Below are 19,922 nucleotides of genomic sequence, written 5' to 3' on the forward strand. Positions count from 1 at the left end.
GTCTGGAAAGTCTTCCTTGGATTATTGATTCGCAACCCAGTTATTTTAGAGGCCGATGGAGAGCTGTTAGACAGCATTACCTGACGGTTTTATTTTTTCGTTCAGCTTGCTCATGATGTGCAGTAGCCATATTTCACCAGACCTCCAATCATTCCAATAGCAGTAGTAGCAACTGAGCTCGGATAGCAGATAGCTCCTGAGAGCTGCCTCATTCTTTCCCCAGTTAATCAACGTCTGCAGTTCGTTCCTGATTAGTATCAATTCTGCTTCACCTGCCTCATCAAGAAAGCTTGTCAATACAAGGTCGGCACTATCGTGCTCCATCATCCAGTCCTGATGGAAATACGCCCCAAAAAAATCGTGCAGTTCGGGAAGGTCTTTGTTCATAACTCTGGGAACCCGGTTAGTAAGAAATATCCCAAAGGTAACTGGGCATCCCGTTTTAGCACCAAAAGTAATTTTGTTGCAGGTAAGGAGTGAGGGTGCCCATTGGGCATGCTTACACCCACCGGTATCTGCAACTGATGTGTGATAGTTGTTTTCCCTTTGTTACTAGCCAAGAAGTCTCTTATTTTCACTGAGTTCGCCGATATAGCTTCCGATACAGCAGCCTCTGCAGATGCTCGATCACGAAAGGTTGATGCTGCCGGAATGTTCGGCTCGGCTAGCAATCTTTGAGCTAGCTGAGTATCTGTTCTACCCACGTGTTTGAGAATGAGGTGGCCTCCTTGTGCTTCATGAGTCGCCAAACCCCCGCCAGGAACAATCTCACTGTAAGGCCCATCGGCTGTCTTCGATCCCGGGCACGGATTGCAACTCAACCCCAACGGATCCACCCACCCCGTCGGATTCGGCACGTACCGGTACTGATTCAACCCACCCGCCAGCTTCACCGGATCCGGCGTCAGGTACCGTCCAACGTCCGGGTCGTAGTAGCGGTGCCGGTTGTAATGCAGCCCGCTTTCCGCATCGAAGTACTGGCCTTGAAAGCGCAGCGGCTGGTCGAGGTAATCGTCGGTCGCCAGTTCCAGCGAGGTGACCTTGCCGTAGGCGCTGTATTTGGCTGACCAGACGATCTCGCCGCTGTAGTCGGTCAGCTCTTGCGGAGTGCCGAGGTGGTCGAGCTGGTAGTAGAACGGGCAGGCGCGTTTCGGGCCTTGGCCGTCAAGCAGGGCCAGGGGGCGGAAGGTGCCGGGTTCGTAGATGAAGCTGCGATGCTGTTCCTGGCTGCTTTCGGCGATCAGGTGGTCGCCTTGCCAGAAGTACTCGGTGGTCTGGCCGTTGACGGTTTTGCGGATACGGCGGCCGAAGGCGTCGTAGTGATAGGTGGCGCTGGTGCCGTCCGGGCGGGTCAGGCCGATCAGGCGGTGCTGGCTGTCGTAGCGGTATGCAGTGACGAGTTGTTGGGCGCGGCCGCGGCGTTCGCGGATCAGGTTGCCGAAGGCGTCGTAGTCGTAATGGCGATCACCCTGCATCAGCAGGCGATTGCCCTTGATGCTGGTCGGGCCTGGACGGTTCTGCAGCAACAGGTTGCCGGCCGGGTCGTGGGCGAAGTTTTCCGGCACGTCGTCGCGGGTGTGACGCACGCTGGCCAGACGGTCGAGAGCGTCGTAATAGTAACTGCGTTGACCGTGACGGCTGTCGGCGATAGACGCCAGGTTGCCGTTGACCGCGTAGCTGTAGTGACGCAAGTACAGGGCTCGGTCATGTTGATGAACCGAATGCACTCGCAAGCGGCCCTGCTCGTCGTAGGCATATTCGCTGAGCAACAGGCCTTGCTGGCGCTGCTGTTCACGGCCGTTCTGGTAGACGTGGCGGGTCAGCAAGGCGCCATTAAGGTCGATCGCGGTCAGCGCGCCACCCTTGGCGTAGTGGTAATCGAGTTTGCTATTGTCCGGCAGACGCATCCGGCTGAGCTGGCCGCAGGCGTCGTAGGTGTAACGCAAGGTGCCCCAGCCCTGATGCTCGCGCACCAGGCGGTCCTGCAGGTCGTATTCGAAGGCCAGCGGATGATCCTGGCCGTCGTCCACACCGACCAGCCGACCGAGGCGGTCGTAGCGGTAGCTGACCTCAACCCCGTCCGGCAGGGTCTTGAGCAGCAGGCGTCCGTCACGGTCGCGTTGGTAAGCGGTGACCAGCGTCGAGCCGTCGTCACCGAACTCGGTTTTTTCCAGCAGATGGCCGTTGCGGTCGTAGGCGTAAGCAGTGCGCCGCCCATCGAAGCCGGTTTCCTGTCGGATCAATCCGGTGGACGTGTAGTCCAGCAGGTACTTTTCGCCGGATTCGTTCTCGATCTCTGTGAGCAGCAGCTGCGCGTGGTCGTAGCGGTACTGCAGCCACGTGCCGTCGGGGTTGATCCGCCGGCTGACCAGGTGCAGGTCGTCGTCATACTCGTAGCGGGTGATGCGCCCCAGTTCATCGCGTTCGGCGGTGATCTGGCCGTAGGTGCTATAGGACCAGGCGCGAGTGGCACCATTTGGCGAGGTGGTCTGGATCAGGCGGCCAACGGCGTCCCACGCATGACGGGTGACCGCACCGTGTTCGTCCTGCGCAGTAATCCGCCGCCCCAACGCGTCGTAGGAGAATTTCCGCACCCCGCCGTCTGGCAGGCTTTCCTCGACCAACTGGCCAAGGTCGTTCCACACAAACACATGGCGACCACTGTCCGGATAACGGATCGACAGCAGCCGTCCCTGCAGGTCGTAGTGGTAATGGGTGACATGACCGTCGGGATCGACCGCCTCGGTGATATCGCCCTGGGTATTGCGCCGGTAGGTCCACTCCGCCTCGCCCCGGCTACGGCTGTGCAGGAAACCATTGCGGTACTCGTAGGATGTCGGTGCATCGTCCGGCGGAATCAGCGCGACCAGCCGTCCGACGTCGTCGTAGCGGTACTCGGTGACCGCCCCCAGCGCATCCTGCTCGGCGACCAGTCGGCCCGCCGAATCGTAGGCCTTGAGCTGTTCACCCCCGTCGGCGGCGACCTGACGCACCAGCCGCGCCGTGTCGTCGTGGACGTAAACCTCTTCACGGCCATCGACGTACTGCACCCGAACAGAGCCGGCATCATCCCAGACGTAACGCGTGTCCATCTGCGAAAACGACGCCCAGTGCCGCACGCAACGTGCCGCCTTGCCGGAACGCTCCCACTCCCAGAAGAAGCTCGCGCCGCCCGTTAACTGCCGTTGCAGGATGACGTGCTGGTCGTCGTAGTCGTAACGCTCGCTTTCGCCAACGGCATTGGTCGCTTCGATCAACCGATGACGGGCATCGAAGCGGTAGCTGACCAGCGTCTGCTCGGTGCGCCAGGCAGACTCAGAAAAAACCTGATAATCGACCGCGACCAGATGCGCCCGCTCGTAGCGCAGCAACAAACAACGACCGGCCCCGTTATCGAGGCGCTCAACGCGATCCAGACGATCACGCGTAATACGCAACCGGTTGCTGTACGCATCGCTGACGGCAGTAAGACGCCCAGCCCGAAAGTGATAAAACCGCGCCGCGTCCCCCGCCAGCGCAACGATCAACTCCTCCGGCTCATCCCCAAGAAAGATCGCCGCCCGCGACAGACTGTTGTGAATCGCCGGCCGCTCAACGCTTGGGATTGGAAACCGCGTCCGCCGGTTCTCATGGTCAACCCAGACCACCGAAGCACCCTCGACCTCCAGCCGATGCGCCAGCGAATGGCTCCAGCCAAACCCCAGTCCGACATCAATCTCAACCGCACTGGTGCGATACAAGCGGCTGAACTCGAACGGCAGCAATCCATCCAGCACGCCATCGGTCAGCGTCAGCAGCTCTTCGCCAGTGACCATCGACACCGGACAACCGTTGGTGCAGGTCCGGGGCACACAGTCGGCGCTGTCACCGTTAGGGTTTTTCGCCTGAGCCGACGCATCATCGCGAGGCTCATGCCGCTCCATTCGGGTCGAGCCGTGGGACTTGTTACGTGCAATGGCCGCCGGGTTGGGCACCGTCAACACCCGCGCATCCGCCGTGCGAATCTCCAGCGGAACCGCAGGTGTCGGCCGCAATGGTGCCGGACGTGCATTGATCATCAGCGGTTTCAAAGCGCCCGCATGCCGGGTCAGATCGGGCGCCGAAGTCAGTTCCGCCAACCGCAACGCTGATGCCGCCAGCCATTCCCGGGCGCGCGGCGACTTGACCTTGCCGAGTACCTTGGCGCTCAACCGCATCGGTACACCCATGCCGCCCGACACGCACATCAGCAGAAAACTGACCAGCAACTCCGCCCGAACTTCAGCCACCACCTCGGCGAGGTACTGCGGCGGCAGCATCTTCAGCCAACTGGTAAAAGCTGCCAGATGAATGAACAGCAACGGCTCGTCGCTGAGCATCAGCAAGCCATTGGCGATGGCTTCGGAGGAGGCCTCAAGCAAGGCTTCCAGCTCGACGCCGGACAGGTATTGCAGCAGTTTTTCGCTGTTGGCCTGCAGGTCGGCGAGCAGGGCGAACAGCTGTTTCACGTCATCCCAGACGCCATTCAGCGCCGTTTCGAAACCGCGCCAGTCGGCCTGCTGCAATTGACCGTAACGCTCCAGGAAACCCGCGCTGGAAAACTCCGCCCATTGCGGTTGAAACCCGACCCATTCCTCACGCAACCATTTTTCCAGGCCATCGATAAGCCCCTGATACGAGGCATACAGCGTCTGGACATGCGCGGTGGAAACATCGGGAAAGAAGGTGATGCGATAACGCTGGCCCCGGTCGCAGTTGTCGACCTCGAGAATGCCGCTGGGGCCGATGGTGTAATGCTGCGGTTCGCCGAATGACAGGACACCGCCGACATCGGAAATGACCGGTTCCAGGGTCACCGGCGTATCGCCGATCGGCACGAAGCGCGCGGCTTCGAACATGTGCACCAGCGTCAGGGAGCCAGTGGCAGAACACATGGCCACTGAGGAGCTGATGGGTTTTCGGCTGGCAATCGGAGCACTGAGCTGGACATCGTTGCCGACCTTGAACACCTGGTCGACATCCAGCGCGGTTCCCGTCCAGAACTGCTCGGCCCAGCTTTCATAGTTGTTGAGGCAGAGGCGGAACTCCTGAAACAGCTTCTCGGCGTCGGGCTGATCAGGGTTCAGCGCAGCGACCACCAGCAAACCAATGCTGTTGTTCAGTTTCAGGAGTCGATCGGATGGAAGCATTCGCAGTCACTCGCGCGCATCAAGGGGATGGCGCGAAACTTTGCGGGGGATCAAACAGGAAAGAAGTCAGCCGAGTAGGCGATGTCTGTAGGGCAATTCTCTAAATGTGTCAGGGGACGTTCGGCGGACAACCGACATTGCCCGTTGCTCAACCTCGGCCGCGCTCGCTATGCTGCTGAACCCTTTAATCAGATCCGAGCAGCGGTACCCGATGCCGCCTGGGATGTTTTTGATAACGGATCCGATGATGAATGCACCGATGAAGGCGTTCGGCCCGATCAAGGCCGTGATTTTCGATATGGACGGCTTGCTGCTGGACACCGAGGGCATCTACACCGAGGTCACCTCGCTGATTGCCGAGCGTTACGGGCGTACCTTCGACTGGAGCATCAAGCAGAACATCATTGGTCGCGGTGCCGGAGATCTGGCGCGCTATGTGGTTGAAGCGCTGGATCTGCCGATCACCGCCGAAGAGTTCCTGGTGATTCGCGAGCCGCTGATGCGCGAGCGTTTTCCCACCGCGCAAGCGATGCCGGGTGCCGAGGAACTGATCCGTCACCTCAAGGCGCACAACATTCCGATTGCCGTCGGTACCAGTTCGTCGCGCCAGTCGTTCGGTCAGAAAACCACGTTGCACCGCGACTGGTTTGCGTTGTTCGACTTCATCGTCACCGCCGACGACCCGGAAGTCGGCGCGGCCAAACCGGCGCCGGACATTTTCCTCACCGCCGCTCGCCGCCTCGGTGTGGCGCCGGAAGATTGTCTGGTGTTCGAGGATTCGCCGTTCGGCGTGACAGCCGCGAAAGCAGCCGGCATGACCGCCATCGCCATTCCCGATGCCGCCATGGCCGATGAAAAATACGCACACGCCGACGGGATTCTTCGTACGTTGAAAGCGTTCACGCCGAGTGCATGCGGATTGCCGGCGCTCGATTGGGCCTGACCAGACCGCAGATAAAAACGCCGCCCCTCTATTAAAAGAGGGGCGGCGTTTTTCGATCACTCGAAACAATCAGGCGCCGAAACCACCGTCGATACTCAGGCTCGCACCGGTGATGTAACCGGCTTCCGGGCCTGCGAGGTAGGCGACGAAGCTGGCGATTTCCTCGGCTTTGCCGTAACGACCGACCGCCATCAGCGGAATCAGGCTTTCGGCAAAGTCGCCGTGGGCCGGGTTCATGTCGGTGTCCACCGGGCCGGGCTGCACGTTGTTGATGGTGATGCCCCGTGGGCCGAGGTCGCGGGCCAGGCCTTTGGTCAGGCCCACCAGGGCGGATTTGCTCATCGCATACACGCCACCGCCGGCGAAGGGCATGCGGTCGGCGTTGGTGCTGCCGATGTTGATGATGCGCGAGCCTTCGCCCATATGTTTGGCGGCTTCCTGGCTGGCGATGAACACGCTGCGCACGTTGATCGCCAGGGTCTGGTCGAAGTCTTCCAGTTTGAAGTCTTCCAGCGGGGCGACGGCCAGTACGCCGGCGTTGTTGACCAGAATGTCGAGGCGGCCAAAGGTTTCGACGGTCGCATTCACGGCGTTGCGGATGGCACCGGCATCAGCGCTGTCGGCCTTGATCGCCAGGGCTTTGCCGCCGGTGGCGGTGATGCTGTTTTGCAGTTCTTCAGCCTTGGCGGCGGAGCTGACGTAGGTGAAGGCAACCGCGGCGCCTTCGGCGGCCAGGCGCTTGACGATGGCGGCACCGATGCCGCGAGAGCCGCCTTGAATCAGAGCGACTTTACCGCTGAGGTGTTGAGTGGTCATGTTCGATCTCCAGAAGTTTCAAGGCAGGCTGCCTTGGTGTGGTGTCGAGTATCTGCCCCTCGCCACCGGGCGAGTAGACCGTGGTTGCTATAGTCTGTGTAAACCAAAAGTTTGGAATGGCGGCCATGGAAACCTTCAGCAGTATCGAATGCTTCGTTCGCAGCGCCGAAGTCGGCAGCTTTGCCGAAGCCGCGCGTCGCCTGAGCCTTACACCGGCCGCCGTGGGGAAAAGCGTGGCGAAGCTGGAAGCGCGCCTCGGCGTGAGGCTGTTCCAGCGTAGCACCCGAAGATTGACCCTGACGGAAGCGGGGCAATTGTTTCTGAGTGAGGTCAGCGGCAGCCTGACCACCATCCAGAATGCTGTGAGCAATCTGGCCAGCGCCGGCGGTCAACCGGCGGGTACGTTGAAAGTCAGCATGGGCACGGTGTTCGGCCGCTTGTACATCGTGCCGTTGCTGGGGGAGTTCCTGACAAGGTTCCCGGCGATCAACCCGGACTGGCATTTCGATAACCGACAGGTCGATCTGATCGGCCAGGGTTTCGATGCGGCGATTGGCGGTGGCTTCGAGCTGCCCCAAGGCGTGGTGGCGCGCAGGCTGACGCCGGCGCATCGGGTGTTGGTGGCTTCGGCGGATTATCTGGATCGGCACGCGCCGATCAGCGAGCCGGACGATCTCAAGCTGCACGAGGGCATCCTGATCCGCTCACCGCAGACCGGTCGCGTGCGTTCCTGGCAGTTGACCCATCGCACGCAGCAACACAGCCCGTTGACCCTCACGGCGCGAATGACCATGAGCGATTCCGAAGCCGCCTGCGCCACGGCGGCGCAGGGGCTGGGGATTGCGTTGGTGAGCATGCCGTTTGCTGTCGGCTATCTGGAGGCAGGCACGTTACAACGGGTCTTGCCCGACTGGTACGTCGATGACGGCAACATCTCCATCTATTACGCCGAGCACAAACTGCTGCCGGGCAAGACCCGGGCGTTCGTCGATTTCATCATCGAGCAATTTTCAACCCAGGGTCTCGCCGAGCGGTTCAACGCGCAAAACGTGCTGGCCAGCCGATGATGGTTTTTGGCCGCGGCGTCGCATAGGTCCGCACCTTGGACGTCGACAGACCCAGGCGCACCAGCGACTCGGCGATGGTGACGGCAGCGGTGACGCCATCGATCACCGGTACGCCGGTACGCTGACGAATTTTTTCATCGAGCCCGGCCATGCCGCCGCAACCGAGGCAGATCACTTCGGCTTTATCCTGAGTCACCGCCAGTTCGGCCTGATGCACGATCGCTTCCAGCGCCCGCTGCGGTTCGTGCTCCAGCTCCAGAACCGCCAGGCCGCTGGCCCGCACTGAGGCGCAGCGATCCCACAGGCCCGAGAGTTTCAGGCGATCCTCGATCAACGGCACGGTGCGATCCAGTGTGGTGACCACCGAATAGGCGTGGCCCAGAAACATCGCGGTGCTGGCCGCCGCATCGGTGATGTCCACCACCGGCACATTGAGCAATTCCTGCAAACCTTCGCGACCGTGTTCGCCGTAGCCGGCCTGAATCACCGCGTCGAACGGCTGGTCGTAGGACATCACCCGATCCATCACGGCGATGGCCGCCAGATAACTTTCGAAATTGCCTTCGACTGAATCGGCGCCGAAGTACGGCGTCAGGCCGACGATCTCGGTGCCGGGGGAGGCCACAGCCTGCGCCGAGCGGGCGATGGCTTGGGTGATGGATTCGGTGGTGTTGACGTTGACCACGAGAATTCGCATGGGAAGTCCTTATTACGGTTGGTTCTGCGGCCCCGCGAAGGGCCGCCAAAAGATTCAGTGGCTGACGTTGTCGACGGCGATGGCTTCGCCGTCCACGTCGGCGTAGTGCGGCTGGCGTTTGGCGACGATCAGATAAAGCATCCCGGCGATGCCGGCACCGATCAGCCAGGAGAAGGGCGAAACGCTGTGGAAGCCCGGCACCAGTGCCAGGACGATGGCGATCAGCGCGGCCGGAATGAACGCCGCCACGGCTCGCAGATTGACCCCGCGGCTGTAGAAATACGCGCCGTTCGGGTCTTCGCTGTACAGCTGCGGCACGTGGATCCGGCCTTTGCGGATCAGCCAGTAGTCGACCATGATCACGCCGTACAACGGGCCGAGCAGGGCACCGAGGCCGGACAGGAAATACACGATCACCAGCGGGCTGTTGTAGAGGTTCCACGGCAGGATCAGCACCGCAATCGTTGCGCTGATCAGCCCGGCCCGGCGGAAGGTCAGGTACTTCGGCGCCAGGTTGCTCAGCACGAAGGCCGGGGCAACGAAGTTGGCCATGATGTTCACCGCCACGGTGACGATCAGGAACGCCAGGCAGCCGAGCACCAGAAAGAACGTGTTGGGGATCGACGCGATGATTTCGGTCGGGCTCTCGATGATCCGCCCGTTGATCTGAAATTGCGCGCCGCACAGCAGGACGGTGATCCCGGCGAACACCAGAATATTCACCGGCAGGCCCCAGAAGTTTCCGATCTTGATGGTTTTGCGGCACGGCGAGGAGCGGGCGAAGTCGCAGAAGTTGAGGATCAGCGTGCCGTAGATCGCCAGCCACAAGGCGCCGCCGGCAAAGATGTTGCGCCACATCTCGCCGCCGGTCAGCGGTTCGCGGATCGACCAGGCAATGGTCGCGTTGGCCTGGGTGTACATCCACGCGGCGAGGCAGGCGACGGTCAGCAGAATCACCGGACCGGCGAAGGCTTCGTAGCGGCGGACCATTTCCATGCCGTAGGCCAGAATTCCCAGTTGCACGAACCAGATCGCCACGAAACACACCCAGCCCAGGCTCGACAGGCCGAGGATCGAGTTGTGGTCGTAGTCGGCGAAACCGGGATGGATCGCCGTGAGTAACACGCGAAATACCACCGACGCCAGGTACGTCTGAATCCCGAACCAGGCGATGGCAATCACCGCCCGGATCAACGCAGGAATCTGCGCCCCGTGGATGCCGAAACTGATCCGGCTGATCACCGGAAACGGTACCCCGGTTTTCTGTCCCATGTAGCCGGACAGGTTCATGAAGAAATACACCAGCGCCGCGCCGATCCCCAGCGACAGCAGAATCTGCCAGCCGCCCAGGCCCAGGGCGTACAGACCGATGGCAAACGAGTAGTTGGCGATGTTGTGCACATCGTTGGTCCACAGGGCGAAGATGCTGTATTTGCCCCAGCGCCGTCCTTCGACCTTGGTCGGTGCGAGGTCGCTGTTATGCAGGCGCGGGCTCAGTTGCAGCGGTTCGGCGATGCCGTCACCGGGCACGGTGTGATCGAGGGTTGAGGAGGAGGGCAGATTCAGCGCGATGTTGTTGTTCGAAAGACTCGTACGCATTCCGGCAGGCTCCTGATGTTCGGGCCGCGATGACTGTGCATGAGCGCTCGGGCTCGGCAGATCTTCGTCGCGACGCTGAAACATCACTGGTTACGGGGCATCTGCAGCCTGTACGGGATAGGGCGCTTCAGGCTTGCGGATCGAAAGTGTGGGTTCATGTTTTGTGGTTTTGTATACAAAACATGTATGCACTTAAGCCAGATCTGTGCCAGTCAGCGATCTATGAAAACCACCACTGATTTCGAAAAGTTATTGAATAGCGCCAAGTCACTGAAATTCAGGCGATATAAATTGACCGTTCGAACAGGTATTTATTTTTCGGAAGGGATTTTGGCGGACGCCGGAAGTGATCGCTTTGGCAGCGGAATGTAACTTTTCAGGGCGTAGAAATGAAAAGTGCACACATAAATGGCACCGATGGTGACATTCGTGTGTACACATTTTTCATGTCTGTCAGAGACAACTGTGGGGCGAGCGGTTTACGCCTTGCTGATGATATTCCCGGCGTGCAAGCCGCATTCTTTCTGCGTCGCTTCTTCCCACCACCAGCGGCCTTCGCGCTCGTGCTGGTTCGGCAGGACAGGGCGGGTGCACGGTTCGCAGCCGATGCTGATGAAACCGCGCTCATGCAGGCTGTTGTACGGCAGCTCCAGCATGCGGATGTAGCCCCAGATTTCCTCGCTGGTCATCTGCGCCAGCGGGTTGAACTTGTACAGCGTCCGCTCCGGGGTGGAGAACGCGCTGTCGATTTCCATCACTGCGACGGCACTGCGGGTACCGGGGCTCTGGTCGCGGCGCTGGCCGGTGGCCCAGGCTTTGACGCCGGACAGTTTGCGGCGCAGCGGCTCGATCTTGCGGATCCCGCAGCACTCGCCATGGCCGTCCTTGTAGAAACTGAACAGGCCTTTTTCCTTCACGAACGGTTCAAGTTTCGTGTAGTCCGGCGACACCAGCTCGATGTCGATCTTGTAGTGCTCGCGCACCTGATCGATGAAACGGTAGGTTTCCGGGTGCAGACGACCGGTGTCGAGACTGAACACCTTGACGTTCTTGTTCAGCTTCCAGGCCATGTCCACCAGCACCACATCCTCGGCGCCGCTGAAAGATATCCACAGGTCATCGCCGAACTCGGCGAATGCGAGTTTGAGGATGTCCTGGGCGGATTTGTTGGCATAGGTCGTGGCGAGTTCCACGACGTCGAACGTTGGGCTCATCAGGGCGGCTTCCTACAGGTCGGTGGCGCTGGGCGCTCTATATGGCGGCGATGTTAACAAAAAGCAACGCCCGCCGGGGCGGCCTCTGCGTTGCACGGTCCAGGTCGAGCCGCTAGAGTTCGGGCTCGCTCGACTCAATAAACATTACAAACGGAGTGTCCTGTGGAAATTGCCTGTCTTGACCTTGAAGGAGTGCTGGTACCGGAAATCTGGATCGCCTTCGCCGAAAAAACCGGAATCGAATCGCTCAAGGCCACCACCCGGGACATTCCCGACTACGACGTGCTGATGAAGCAGCGCCTGCGCATCCTCGACGAACATGGCCTGAAGCTTTCGGACATTCAGGAAGTGATCGCCACCCTCAAGCCGCTGGACGGCGCGGTGGAGTTCGTCAATTGGCTGCGCGAGCGGTTTCAGGTGGTGATTCTGTCGGATACGTTCTATGAGTTTTCCCAGCCGCTGATGCGTCAGCTGGGTTTCCCGACCTTGCTCTGTCACCGACTGATTACTGACGAAAGCGGGCGGGTTACCGGCTACCAGTTGCGTCAGAAAGATCCGAAACGTCAGTCGGTCCTGGCTTTCAAGAGCCTGTATTACCGGGTGATTGCGGCGGGGGATTCCTACAACGACACCAGCATGCTGGGCGAGGCGGATGCGGGGATTCTGTTCCATGCGCCGGATAACGTGATCCGCGAGTTCCCGCAGTTTCCGGCGGTGCACAGCTTTGCCGAGTTGAAGCAGGAGTTTCTCAAGGCTTCGAACCGCGATCTGAGTCTGTAAGTCATGCTGTGGCGAGGGCGCAACCGCCCTCGCCACACTCGTCAGAGGTTTTGCAGCGTTTCGAGCAGAACCCTGACCTTGGTAATCGATTCCTGATACTCCGCCTCCCAATCCGAATCGGCGACGATCCCGCCGCCACCCCAGCAGCACACCTGCCCATCCTTCACCAGCAGACTGCGAATGGCGATGGAGCTGTCCATCTCGCCGCGCACGTCCAGGTACAGCAACGAACCGCAATACAAGCCACGTCGGGTCGGCTCCAGTTCATCAATGATCTGCATCGCACGAATCTTCGGCGCGCCGGTGATCGAGCCACCGGGGAAGCTGCCGGCGATCAGGTCCAGGGCATCGCGATCCTCCGCCAGCTCACCGGTCACGCTGCTGACCAGGTGATGCACGTTCGGATAGCTTTCCAGGCTGAACAGCTCCGGCACCCGCACGGAGCCGATGCGGCAAGTGCGGCCGAGATCGTTGCGCAGCAGGTCGACGATCATCAGGTTTTCCGCGCGGTCCTTGGGGCTGGCCAGCAATTCGGCGGCGTTGGCCGCGTCTTCGGCCGGGGTCGCGCCACGGGGGCGGGTGCCTTTGATCGGGCGGGTTTCCACCTGGCGCTGGCTGACTTTGACAAAGCGCTCGGGCGAAAGGCTCAGCACCGCATTGCCGTCAGGCAGGCTCTGGAACCCGGAAAACGGCGTCGGGCAGGCCTCGCGCAACGCACAGTAAGCCAGCCATGGGTCGCCTGCGCACGGCGCGCGGAAACGCTGGGCGAAGTTCACCTGATAGCAGTCGCCGGCCTGGATGTATTGATGAATGCGTTCGAGCGCCTGGCGATAGTCGTCGGCCGACAGGTCGGCGGTCATTGCCGTGTTCAGCTTGAACGGCGTCAGCTTGGCGGCTACCGGTTGGCTGCACAGATCGATCAACCGTTGTTTCTCGCTGTCGCTTACCGATGGGTGAAACACCAGTTGGCTGGTGGCTTTCTGGTGATCGCTGATCAACGCCCAGTCATACAGGCCAAAACGCGCATCCGGCAGTTGCAGATCATCCAGCGCCTGACTTGGCAGATTTTCCAGATGCCGACCGAAGTCGTAACTCAGGTAACCGATCAGGCCGCCGGCGAATGGCAGCTCGTATTCCGAAGGCAACTGTGCCTCGCCGAGGTGCGCCAGATTGTCCCGCAGGCGTTGCAGGAAATCGTCACCGCGCTCGTCGGGCATCACCGCCAGTTGTTCCAGCGGCCAGGCGCTGAGCAAATCATAACGGCCACGGTCGGCACTCGGCCGGCCGCTGTCGAGCAGCACGGCGCCGGGCGCATGGCGGATTGCCGCGAAATAGTCGGCGGGGTTGGCGCGGTAGGGCAGTGGGTGTACGGAACAGGTCAACATGGGCGGGGCAGATCGGCCATCGAGGCGGGGTGGGGATTGTAGTCCCCTCGGGGAATTGCTCCTAGAGGGGATGTCGGGGATTGGCAGATCGGGGGCCGGTAACGCGACTCAGCCCTCGACCACCGGAATATGCCCGAACAGTTCCTGAGCAAACGCCACCCGCTCTTCAACCGTTTCAGTCACACCGCGGGTCTTGAGATCCTCCAGATGCGCTTCCACCGCATGGGTCCGTGCCGTCAGCCCGCAGTCATTGGCAATCTGGATATTCAGCCCCGGCCGCGCATTCAGTTCCAGAATCAGCGGGCCTTTCTCCTGGTCCAGCACCATGTCCACGCCGATGTAGCCCAGGCCGCACAGCTCATAGCAACCGGCGGCGAGCCTCATGAAGCCGTCCCAGTAGGGCAGTTGCACACCATCCACAGCGTTGGTGGTGTCCGGGTGTTTGGCGATGATGTTGTTCAGCCAGGTGCCGCGCAGGGTCAGGCCGGTCGCCAGGTCGACACCGACGCCGATGGCGCCCTGGTGCAGGTTGGCCTTGCCGCCGGACTGCCGGGTCGGCAGGCGCAGCATGGCCATCACTGGGTAGCCCATCAGCACGATGATGCGGATGTCCGGCACGCCTTCGTAGCTGATGCTCTTGAAGATCTGGTCCGGAGTCACGCGATATTCGATCAGCGCCCGATCACGGTGGCCACCGAGCGAATACAGGCCGGTGAGGATGCTGGAGATATGGTGCTCCAGCTCTTCGTGAGTGAGGATCTTGCCCGACACCGTGCGATAGCGACCTTCAAAACGGTCGGCGATGACGATGATGCCGTCACCGCCGGCGCCCTGGGCCGGCTTGATCACGAAGTCGTTGCGCCCGCCGATGATCTCGTCGAGCTTGTCGATTTCCTTCTCCGTGGAAATCACGCCATACAGTTCCGGCACATGGATGCCGGCCTTGATCGCGCGCTCCTTGGTGATGATCTTGTCATCGACGATCGGGTACAGACTGCGCTTGTTGTACTTGAGCACGTAGTCCGCGTTACGCCGATTGATGCCCATGATGCCCCGGGCTTCCAGGGCCTTCCAGGTCTTCCAGAAACCGAACATCAGGCGTCAGCCTTCTTCAGGAAAGCCTTGAAGCGCACCAGTTCGGTCAGGCGATAACCGCGATAGCGACCCATGGCCAGCATGAAGCCCACCAGAATCAGCAGGATCGCCGGGAAAGTGAACACGAAGTACACCAGTTCCGGAACGGTCATGATCAGATGCGCGAGGGACGCCGCGAACAGCGTGCCGATCGCCACTTTCAAGGCATGGCTGGCGCCGCGTTCTTCCCAGGTGATCGACAGGCGTTCGATGGTCATGGTCAGAATCACCATCGGGAACAGCGCCACCGACAAGCCACGCTCCAGACCGAGCTTGTGGCTGAACAGGCTGATCGCCGCGATCAGCACCACCACGAAGGTCAGCACCACAGAGAGTCGCGGCAGCATTTGCAGCTTCAGGTGTTCCAGATACGAGCGCAGTGACAGCCCAAGCGCGGTGATCACGGTAAACAGCAGGATGCCGAAGCCCAGCTGCGTCTCGCGGAAGGCCAGGGCGATCAGCACCGGAGTGAATGTGCCGAGGGTCTGCAGGCCGACCAGATTGCGCAGGATCAGGATCACCAGCACGCCGATCGGGATCATCACCATGATCATGAACGTCTGCTGGGTCTGCAGCGGCAGGCCGTACAGCGAATATTCGAGGAAGTTGGCGTCGGTGTTTTCGTCGGTCAGCTTGGCCAGACGAATCGCGTTCATCTCGCTGTTGTTCAGGCTGAACGTCACGTTGGCTTTCTTCGCACCGTCGACGGTGATCAGGTTTTCATCGCCGGTCCACCACAGCAGGCGGTCGGTCGGCAGGCCTTGTTCGCCGGTTTCCGGGTTGAAGTAGAGCCAGTCATTGCCGTTGAAGCTGCGCAGCCACAGTTCAGGGGTTTGCGGCTGATCGGCGACGAGGCGAATGGTGTGGACCTTCTCGACAGGAACGTGGGCGATGGACAGCAGCAGTTCAACGATTTTTGCCTTGTGGGCGGTCGACGGATCACCGGCCAGCAGCAGTTTCACATTGTCGTCGTTGGTGTTGTTGACACGTTTGATCGCTTCGCCAATGAAGGTCTCGACGTCCGCCGAGTGCTGGCGGATCGGCGCGAGCAGGGCTTCGGCGGCGATTTTTTCCGGGCCTTCGATGGCCATGCTGTCGCGGAAGGTCGGGCCTTTGACCTTGGTTTTCTCGGCGGTGTAACGCTTGGTCAGCACCAGACGGTAATAAAGGGTCTGGTTGCCCTTGGCCCGGCGGGCCGACCAGGTGACCTTGCGGTTGCCGTCGACGCGGTTGACCGCCACGCCATAGTTATTGGAGATAAAGCTTTCATTGAGACTGACGTAATCGCGGCTCAGGGGCGGCACGAACATCTGGATCTTCACCGGATCCTTGGTGCTGGCGACGAACTCGACCTTGGCGTCGATGTTCCACAAGTCGTCGGTGGCGTCTTCGGTCACCGGGATGCCGAGCACGAAAATCTGATAGGCCGTAACCGAAACGCCCAGGAGCACCAGGATGGTGATCAGGATTTTCAGGTGGAAGGTTAGAGAACGCATGGAAATTACTCGGCGGTATGAGCGGCGATGGCGCAGGCGGGTTTGCCGGCAGCGTATTTAAGACTGGGATCGACCAGCGCATCGAAGCGTTTCAGCGCCTCGGAGCCGATCAAAAGCGGGTATTGGAACGCACTGCGGTCGGTCAGGTTCACTTCGATGCTGCGCATCGCCGAACCCATGCAGATATCCAGCTCGATCACCGGGCGCGCGGTGTACTTCTTGCCTTCTTCCGGGTCGTAGTCGCCGGCGCGGCGCTTGATCTTGCTGACCCGGGCCAGCGGCCGTTCGATCGGGTGCGAATGCGCAGCGTCGATGGCCAGGTAGAAACGCACCCAGGACTCGCCGTTGCGCTTGAAGCGTTTGATGTCGCGGGCGCTCAGGGAGGCGGTTTTCGCCCCGGTATCGAGTTTCGCCGCCACTTCCAGGTTGATCCCGTCGAGGGCGGCGTACTCGTTGAGGCCGTACACAGTCTTTTCCCCCGCCACAGCCAGGCCGGGCAGGCAAAACAGATAGAAAAAGGTGGGGAAGGGCTTGAGTCTCATAAATCCTGGCGAGCAGCGTTCCGTTCTCGGTTCAGGGCCACGGCATCAGGAGATCCTGCCTGCGCGCGCCTTCGTGTGCCTATCAGCTTTTTATGACAAGCCGTGCAAATGACTCGCAAATGCGGGCGGCATTCTAGCACGGTGGTTTTATGGCGCCAGCGCCCGAGCGGGTCTATAACCCTTGGGGCTGATATCGGGCGTTATTAGACGATTGTCGACAATATCCATTTATCCTTTGACTGGTGCCGGCTGATTCGCTAGTTTTTGCCGCATTGGATTTAAAGGTGTCGACAATATGTTGGATCAACTCGATCCCCCGGTCATCAGCGGCGACGATTCGGAAACCCTGTCCGAAAACGTCTTCCGGCGTATCCAGGCCGCCATCGTCAAAGGCGAAATCGCCCCGGGCAGCAAGATCTCCGAGCCGGAACTGGCGCGCACTTATGGCATCAGCCGCGGGCCATTGCGCGAGGCGATTCATCGACTGGAAGGTCAGCGTCTGCTGGTGCGCGTGCCGCACGTCGGCGCGCGGGTGGTCTCGTTGAGCCACGCCGAACTGCTCGAACTCTACGAAATCCGCGAATCCCTCGAAGGCATGGCCTGCCGTCTGGCGGCCGAACGCATGAGCGTCGAAGAAATCGACGAACTGCGCCGGGTGCTGGAAACCCACGAGCGCGATGCGGCGTTTCAGGCCGGCGTCGGCTACTACCAGCAGGAAGGCGATTTCGACTTTCACTACCGGATCATCCAGGGCAGCGGCAACCGCACCCTGACCCAGATGCTCTGCGGCGAGCTGTATCAACTGGTGCGCATGTACCGCATCCAGTTTTCCACCACGCCCAACCGCCCGCGCCAGGCCTTTGCCGAACACCACCGGATTCTCGATGCCATCGCCGACCGTGACGGCGAGCTCGCGGAATTGTTGATGCGCCGCCACATCGGCGCCTCGAAACGCAACATCGCCCGTCATTACCAGGACGGCGCCGACAATAAGACAGCCACTGAACGAGGTGAGTCATGAGTTCCAACAAGAGCACTCCAGGCCAGCGTTTCCGCGATGCGGTCGCCAGCGAACATCCGTTGCAAGTGGTCGGCGCGATCAACGCCAACCACGCGCTGCTGGCCAAGCGCGCCGGTTTCAAGGCGATTTACCTCTCGGGTGGCGGGGTAGCCGCCGGCTCCCTCGGCGTGCCGGACCTGGGCATCACCGGCCTGGATGATGTGCTGACCGACGTGCGCCGCATTACCGACGTCTGCGATCTGCCGCTGCTGGTGGACGTCGACACCGGTTTCGGCGCCTCGGCGTTCAACGTGGCGCGTACCGTGAAGTCGATGATCAAGTTCGGCGCCGCTGCGATCCACATCGAAGACCAGGTCGGCGCCAAACGCTGCGGCCACCGCCCGAACAAAGAGATCGTGACTCAGCAGGAAATGGTCGACCGCATCAAGGCCGCCGTCGATGCCCGTACCGACGACAGCTTCGTGATCATGGCCCGCACCGACGCGCTGGCCGTTGAAGGCCTGGAGTCGGCACTGGATCGCGCCGCCGCGTGCATCGAGGCCGGTGCCGACATGATCTTCCCGGAAGCCATCACCGAACTTGAGATGTACAAGCTGTTCGCCAACCGCGTGAAAGCGCCGATCCTGGCCAACATCACCGAGTTCGGCTCGACGCCGTTGTACACCACCGAGCAGCTTGCCGGAGCGGATGTGTCGCTGGTGCTGTACCCGCTGTCGGCGTTCCGCGCGATGAACAAGGCGGCAGAAAACGTCTACACCGCGATCCGTCGCGACGGCACCCAGCAGAATGTCATCGACACCATGCAGACTCGCATGGAGCTCTACGATCGCATCGATTACCACACCTTCGAGCAGAAGCTCGACGCGTTGTTTGCGGCGAAGAAGTAAGCCGCAACCGTACTCCCTAACAAATTCAAGATTGGAGACAACAATGGCCGAAGCAAAAGTACTCAGTGGCGCCGGGCTCCGGGGCCAGGTTGCCGGGCAAACCGCACTGTCCACCGTGGGCCAGGCCGGTGCCGGGCTGACCTATCGCGGCTACGACGTGCGCGAACTGGCAGCAGACGCACAATTTGAAGAAGTGGCGTACCTGCTGCTCTACGGGGAGCTGCCGACCAAGGCCCAGCTCGCCGAATATCAAGGCAAACTGAGCAAGCTGCGCGATTTGCCGCAAGCGCTGAAAGAAGTGCTGGAACGCATCCCTGCCGACGCCCACCCGATGGACGTGATGCGCACCGGTTGCTCGTTCCTGGGCAACATCGAGCCGGAGAAGGATTTCTCCGAGCAACGCGACAAGACCGACCGCCTGCTGGCCGCGTTCCCGGCGATCATGTGCTACTGGTATCGCTTCAGCCACGACGGCAAACGCATCAATTGCGTGAGCGACGAGCCGTCCATCGGTGGCCATTTCCTGCACCTGCTGCACGACAAGAAGCCGAGCGAACTGCACGTTAAGGTGATGAACGTCTCGCTGATTCTCTACGCCGAGCACGAATTCAACGCCTCGACCTTCACCGCTCGCGTCTGTGCTTCGACCCTGTCCGACCTGTATTCCTGCGTCACCGCAGCCATCGGCTCGCTGCGCGGCCCGCTGCACGGCGGCGCCAACGAAGCGGCGATGGAAATGATCGAGCGCTTCTCGTCGCCGGAAGAGGCGATCAAGGGCACCCTCGGCATGCTCGAGCGCAAGGACAAGATCATGGGCTTCGGCCACGCGATCTATAAGGACAGCGATCCGCGCAATGAGGTGATCAAGGGCTGGTCGAAAAAACTCGCCGACGAAGTGGGCGACAAGGTGTTGTTCGCGGTATCGGAAGCCATCGACAAGACCATGTGGGAGCAGAAGAAACTGTTCCCCAACGCCGACTTCTACCATGCCTCGGCGTACCACTTCATGGGCATCCCGACCAAGCTGTTCACCCCGATCTTCGTCTGCTCGCGCCTGACCGGCTGGGCAGCGCACGTGTTCGAACAGCGCGCCAACAACCGCATCATCCGTCCAAGCGCCGAGTACGTCGGCGTCGAACAGCGCAAGTTCGTGCCGATCGAACAGCGCTGACC

General features: G+C 60.8%; 16 protein-coding genes. 6 read left to right on the top strand and 10 right to left on the bottom strand.

Annotated features, from left to right (window positions below; translation table 11 throughout):
• Nucleotides 1–66: 66 nt before the first annotated feature.
• The gene (locus tag IF189_RS09090; protein WP_192553140.1) at nt 67–387 is read right to left on the bottom strand and encodes a contact-dependent growth inhibition system immunity protein; all 321 of its coding nucleotides are present in this window, start codon (nt 385–387) and stop codon (nt 67–69) included.
• The gene (locus IF189_RS09095; RefSeq protein ID WP_192553141.1) at nt 384–5,168 is read right to left on the bottom strand and encodes an RHS repeat protein; all 4,785 of its coding nucleotides are present in this window, start codon (nt 5,166–5,168) and stop codon (nt 384–386) included. The genes IF189_RS09090 and IF189_RS09095 overlap by 4 nt, the downstream gene beginning before the upstream one ends.
• A 247-nt stretch (nt 5,169–5,415) precedes the next feature.
• Here IF189_RS09095 and IF189_RS09100 point away from each other — a divergent pair, with 247 nt between their 5' ends.
• A complete protein-coding gene (locus IF189_RS09100) occupies nt 5,416–6,111 on the top strand; it encodes an HAD-IA family hydrolase (RefSeq protein ID WP_085732375.1) in 696 nt (231 codons plus the stop codon).
• A gap of 69 nt (nt 6,112–6,180) precedes the next feature.
• Here IF189_RS09100 and IF189_RS09105 read toward each other — a convergent pair whose 3' ends face one another.
• Nucleotides 6,181–6,927 carry a 3-oxoacyl-ACP reductase family protein gene (locus tag IF189_RS09105; protein WP_192553142.1) on the bottom strand — a complete coding sequence of 249 codons (747 nt, stop codon included), beginning with the start codon at nt 6,925–6,927 and terminating at the stop codon, nt 6,181–6,183.
• A 125-nt stretch (nt 6,928–7,052) separates the two neighbouring features.
• On the opposite strand from IF189_RS09105, the gene IF189_RS09110 reads away from it, so the two are divergent.
• Entirely contained in the window at nt 7,053–7,994 is a 942-nt protein-coding gene (locus tag IF189_RS09110; protein ID WP_192553143.1) for a LysR family transcriptional regulator, read from the top strand.
• Here IF189_RS09110 and IF189_RS09115 read toward each other — a convergent pair.
• The 3 genes from IF189_RS09115 to IF189_RS09125 form a co-directional block, all read right to left on the bottom strand.
• Nucleotides 7,963–8,691 (bottom strand): aspartate/glutamate racemase family protein, encoded by a 729-nt coding sequence (locus IF189_RS09115; protein ID WP_085711883.1) that lies wholly within the window; start codon nt 8,689–8,691, stop codon nt 7,963–7,965. The two genes, IF189_RS09110 and IF189_RS09115, sit on opposite strands and share 32 nt — an antisense overlap.
• Nucleotides 8,692–8,745: 54 nt before the next feature.
• Complete coding sequence (locus IF189_RS09120) at nt 8,746–10,290, bottom strand: NCS1 family nucleobase:cation symporter-1 (protein WP_192553144.1); 1,545 nt, start codon at nt 10,288–10,290, stop codon at nt 8,746–8,748.
• Between the two features lie 479 nt (nt 10,291–10,769).
• Nucleotides 10,770–11,504: a phosphoadenylyl-sulfate reductase gene (locus IF189_RS09125; protein ID WP_085711886.1), complete on the bottom strand. Its 735-nt coding sequence runs from the start codon at nt 11,502–11,504 to the stop codon at nt 10,770–10,772.
• A gap of 162 nt (nt 11,505–11,666) precedes the next feature.
• On the opposite strand from IF189_RS09125, the gene thrH reads away from it, so the two are divergent.
• Nucleotides 11,667–12,284 (top strand): bifunctional phosphoserine phosphatase/homoserine phosphotransferase ThrH, encoded by a 618-nt coding sequence (gene thrH / locus IF189_RS09130; protein WP_119428417.1) that lies wholly within the window; start codon nt 11,667–11,669, stop codon nt 12,282–12,284.
• Nucleotides 12,285–12,325: 41 nt separating this feature from the next.
• On the opposite strand, the gene pabB is transcribed toward thrH, so the two are convergent.
• The 4 genes from pabB to IF189_RS09150 all read right to left on the bottom strand — a co-directional run bounded on the left by pabB (nt 12,326) and on the right by IF189_RS09150 (nt 16,841).
• On the bottom strand, nt 12,326–13,669 hold the full coding sequence (gene pabB / locus IF189_RS09135) for an aminodeoxychorismate synthase component I (RefSeq protein ID WP_192553145.1): 1,344 nt from the start codon (nt 13,667–13,669) through the stop codon (nt 12,326–12,328).
• A gap of 108 nt (nt 13,670–13,777) precedes the next feature.
• The gene (locus IF189_RS09140; RefSeq protein WP_085711889.1) at nt 13,778–14,764 is read right to left on the bottom strand and encodes an alpha-L-glutamate ligase-like protein; all 987 of its coding nucleotides are present in this window, start codon (nt 14,762–14,764) and stop codon (nt 13,778–13,780) included.
• Complete coding sequence (locus IF189_RS09145; protein ID WP_085711890.1) at nt 14,764–16,299, bottom strand: inactive transglutaminase family protein; 1,536 nt, start codon at nt 16,297–16,299, stop codon at nt 14,764–14,766. The genes IF189_RS09140 and IF189_RS09145 overlap by 1 nt, the downstream gene beginning before the upstream one ends.
• Before the next feature lie 5 nt (nt 16,300–16,304).
• On the bottom strand, nt 16,305–16,841 hold the full coding sequence (locus IF189_RS09150) for an ATP-dependent zinc protease (RefSeq protein ID WP_065258027.1): 537 nt from the start codon (nt 16,839–16,841) through the stop codon (nt 16,305–16,307).
• Nucleotides 16,842–17,139: 298 nt separating this feature from the next.
• Between IF189_RS09150 and IF189_RS09155 the strand changes: the two genes are divergently transcribed.
• Genes IF189_RS09155 through prpC form a run of 3 tightly spaced genes read left to right on the top strand, consistent with a single transcriptional unit; the run spans nt 17,140 to nt 19,920 of the window.
• The gene (locus IF189_RS09155; protein WP_169432611.1) at nt 17,140–17,862 is read left to right on the top strand and encodes a GntR family transcriptional regulator; all 723 of its coding nucleotides are present in this window, start codon (nt 17,140–17,142) and stop codon (nt 17,860–17,862) included.
• The gene (prpB, locus tag IF189_RS09160; protein ID WP_085711892.1) at nt 17,859–18,749 is read left to right on the top strand and encodes a methylisocitrate lyase; all 891 of its coding nucleotides are present in this window, start codon (nt 17,859–17,861) and stop codon (nt 18,747–18,749) included. The genes IF189_RS09155 and prpB overlap by 4 nt, the downstream gene beginning before the upstream one ends.
• 43 nt (nt 18,750–18,792) lie before the next feature.
• Nucleotides 18,793–19,920 (top strand): 2-methylcitrate synthase, encoded by a 1,128-nt coding sequence (prpC, locus tag IF189_RS09165; RefSeq protein WP_192553146.1) that lies wholly within the window; start codon nt 18,793–18,795, stop codon nt 19,918–19,920.
• Nucleotides 19,921–19,922: the final 2 nt, after the last annotated feature.

This window comes from Pseudomonas sp. IzPS59 (assembly GCF_014863505.1).
Classification (GTDB): Bacteria; Pseudomonadota; Gammaproteobacteria; order Pseudomonadales; family Pseudomonadaceae; genus Aquipseudomonas; species Aquipseudomonas kribbensis.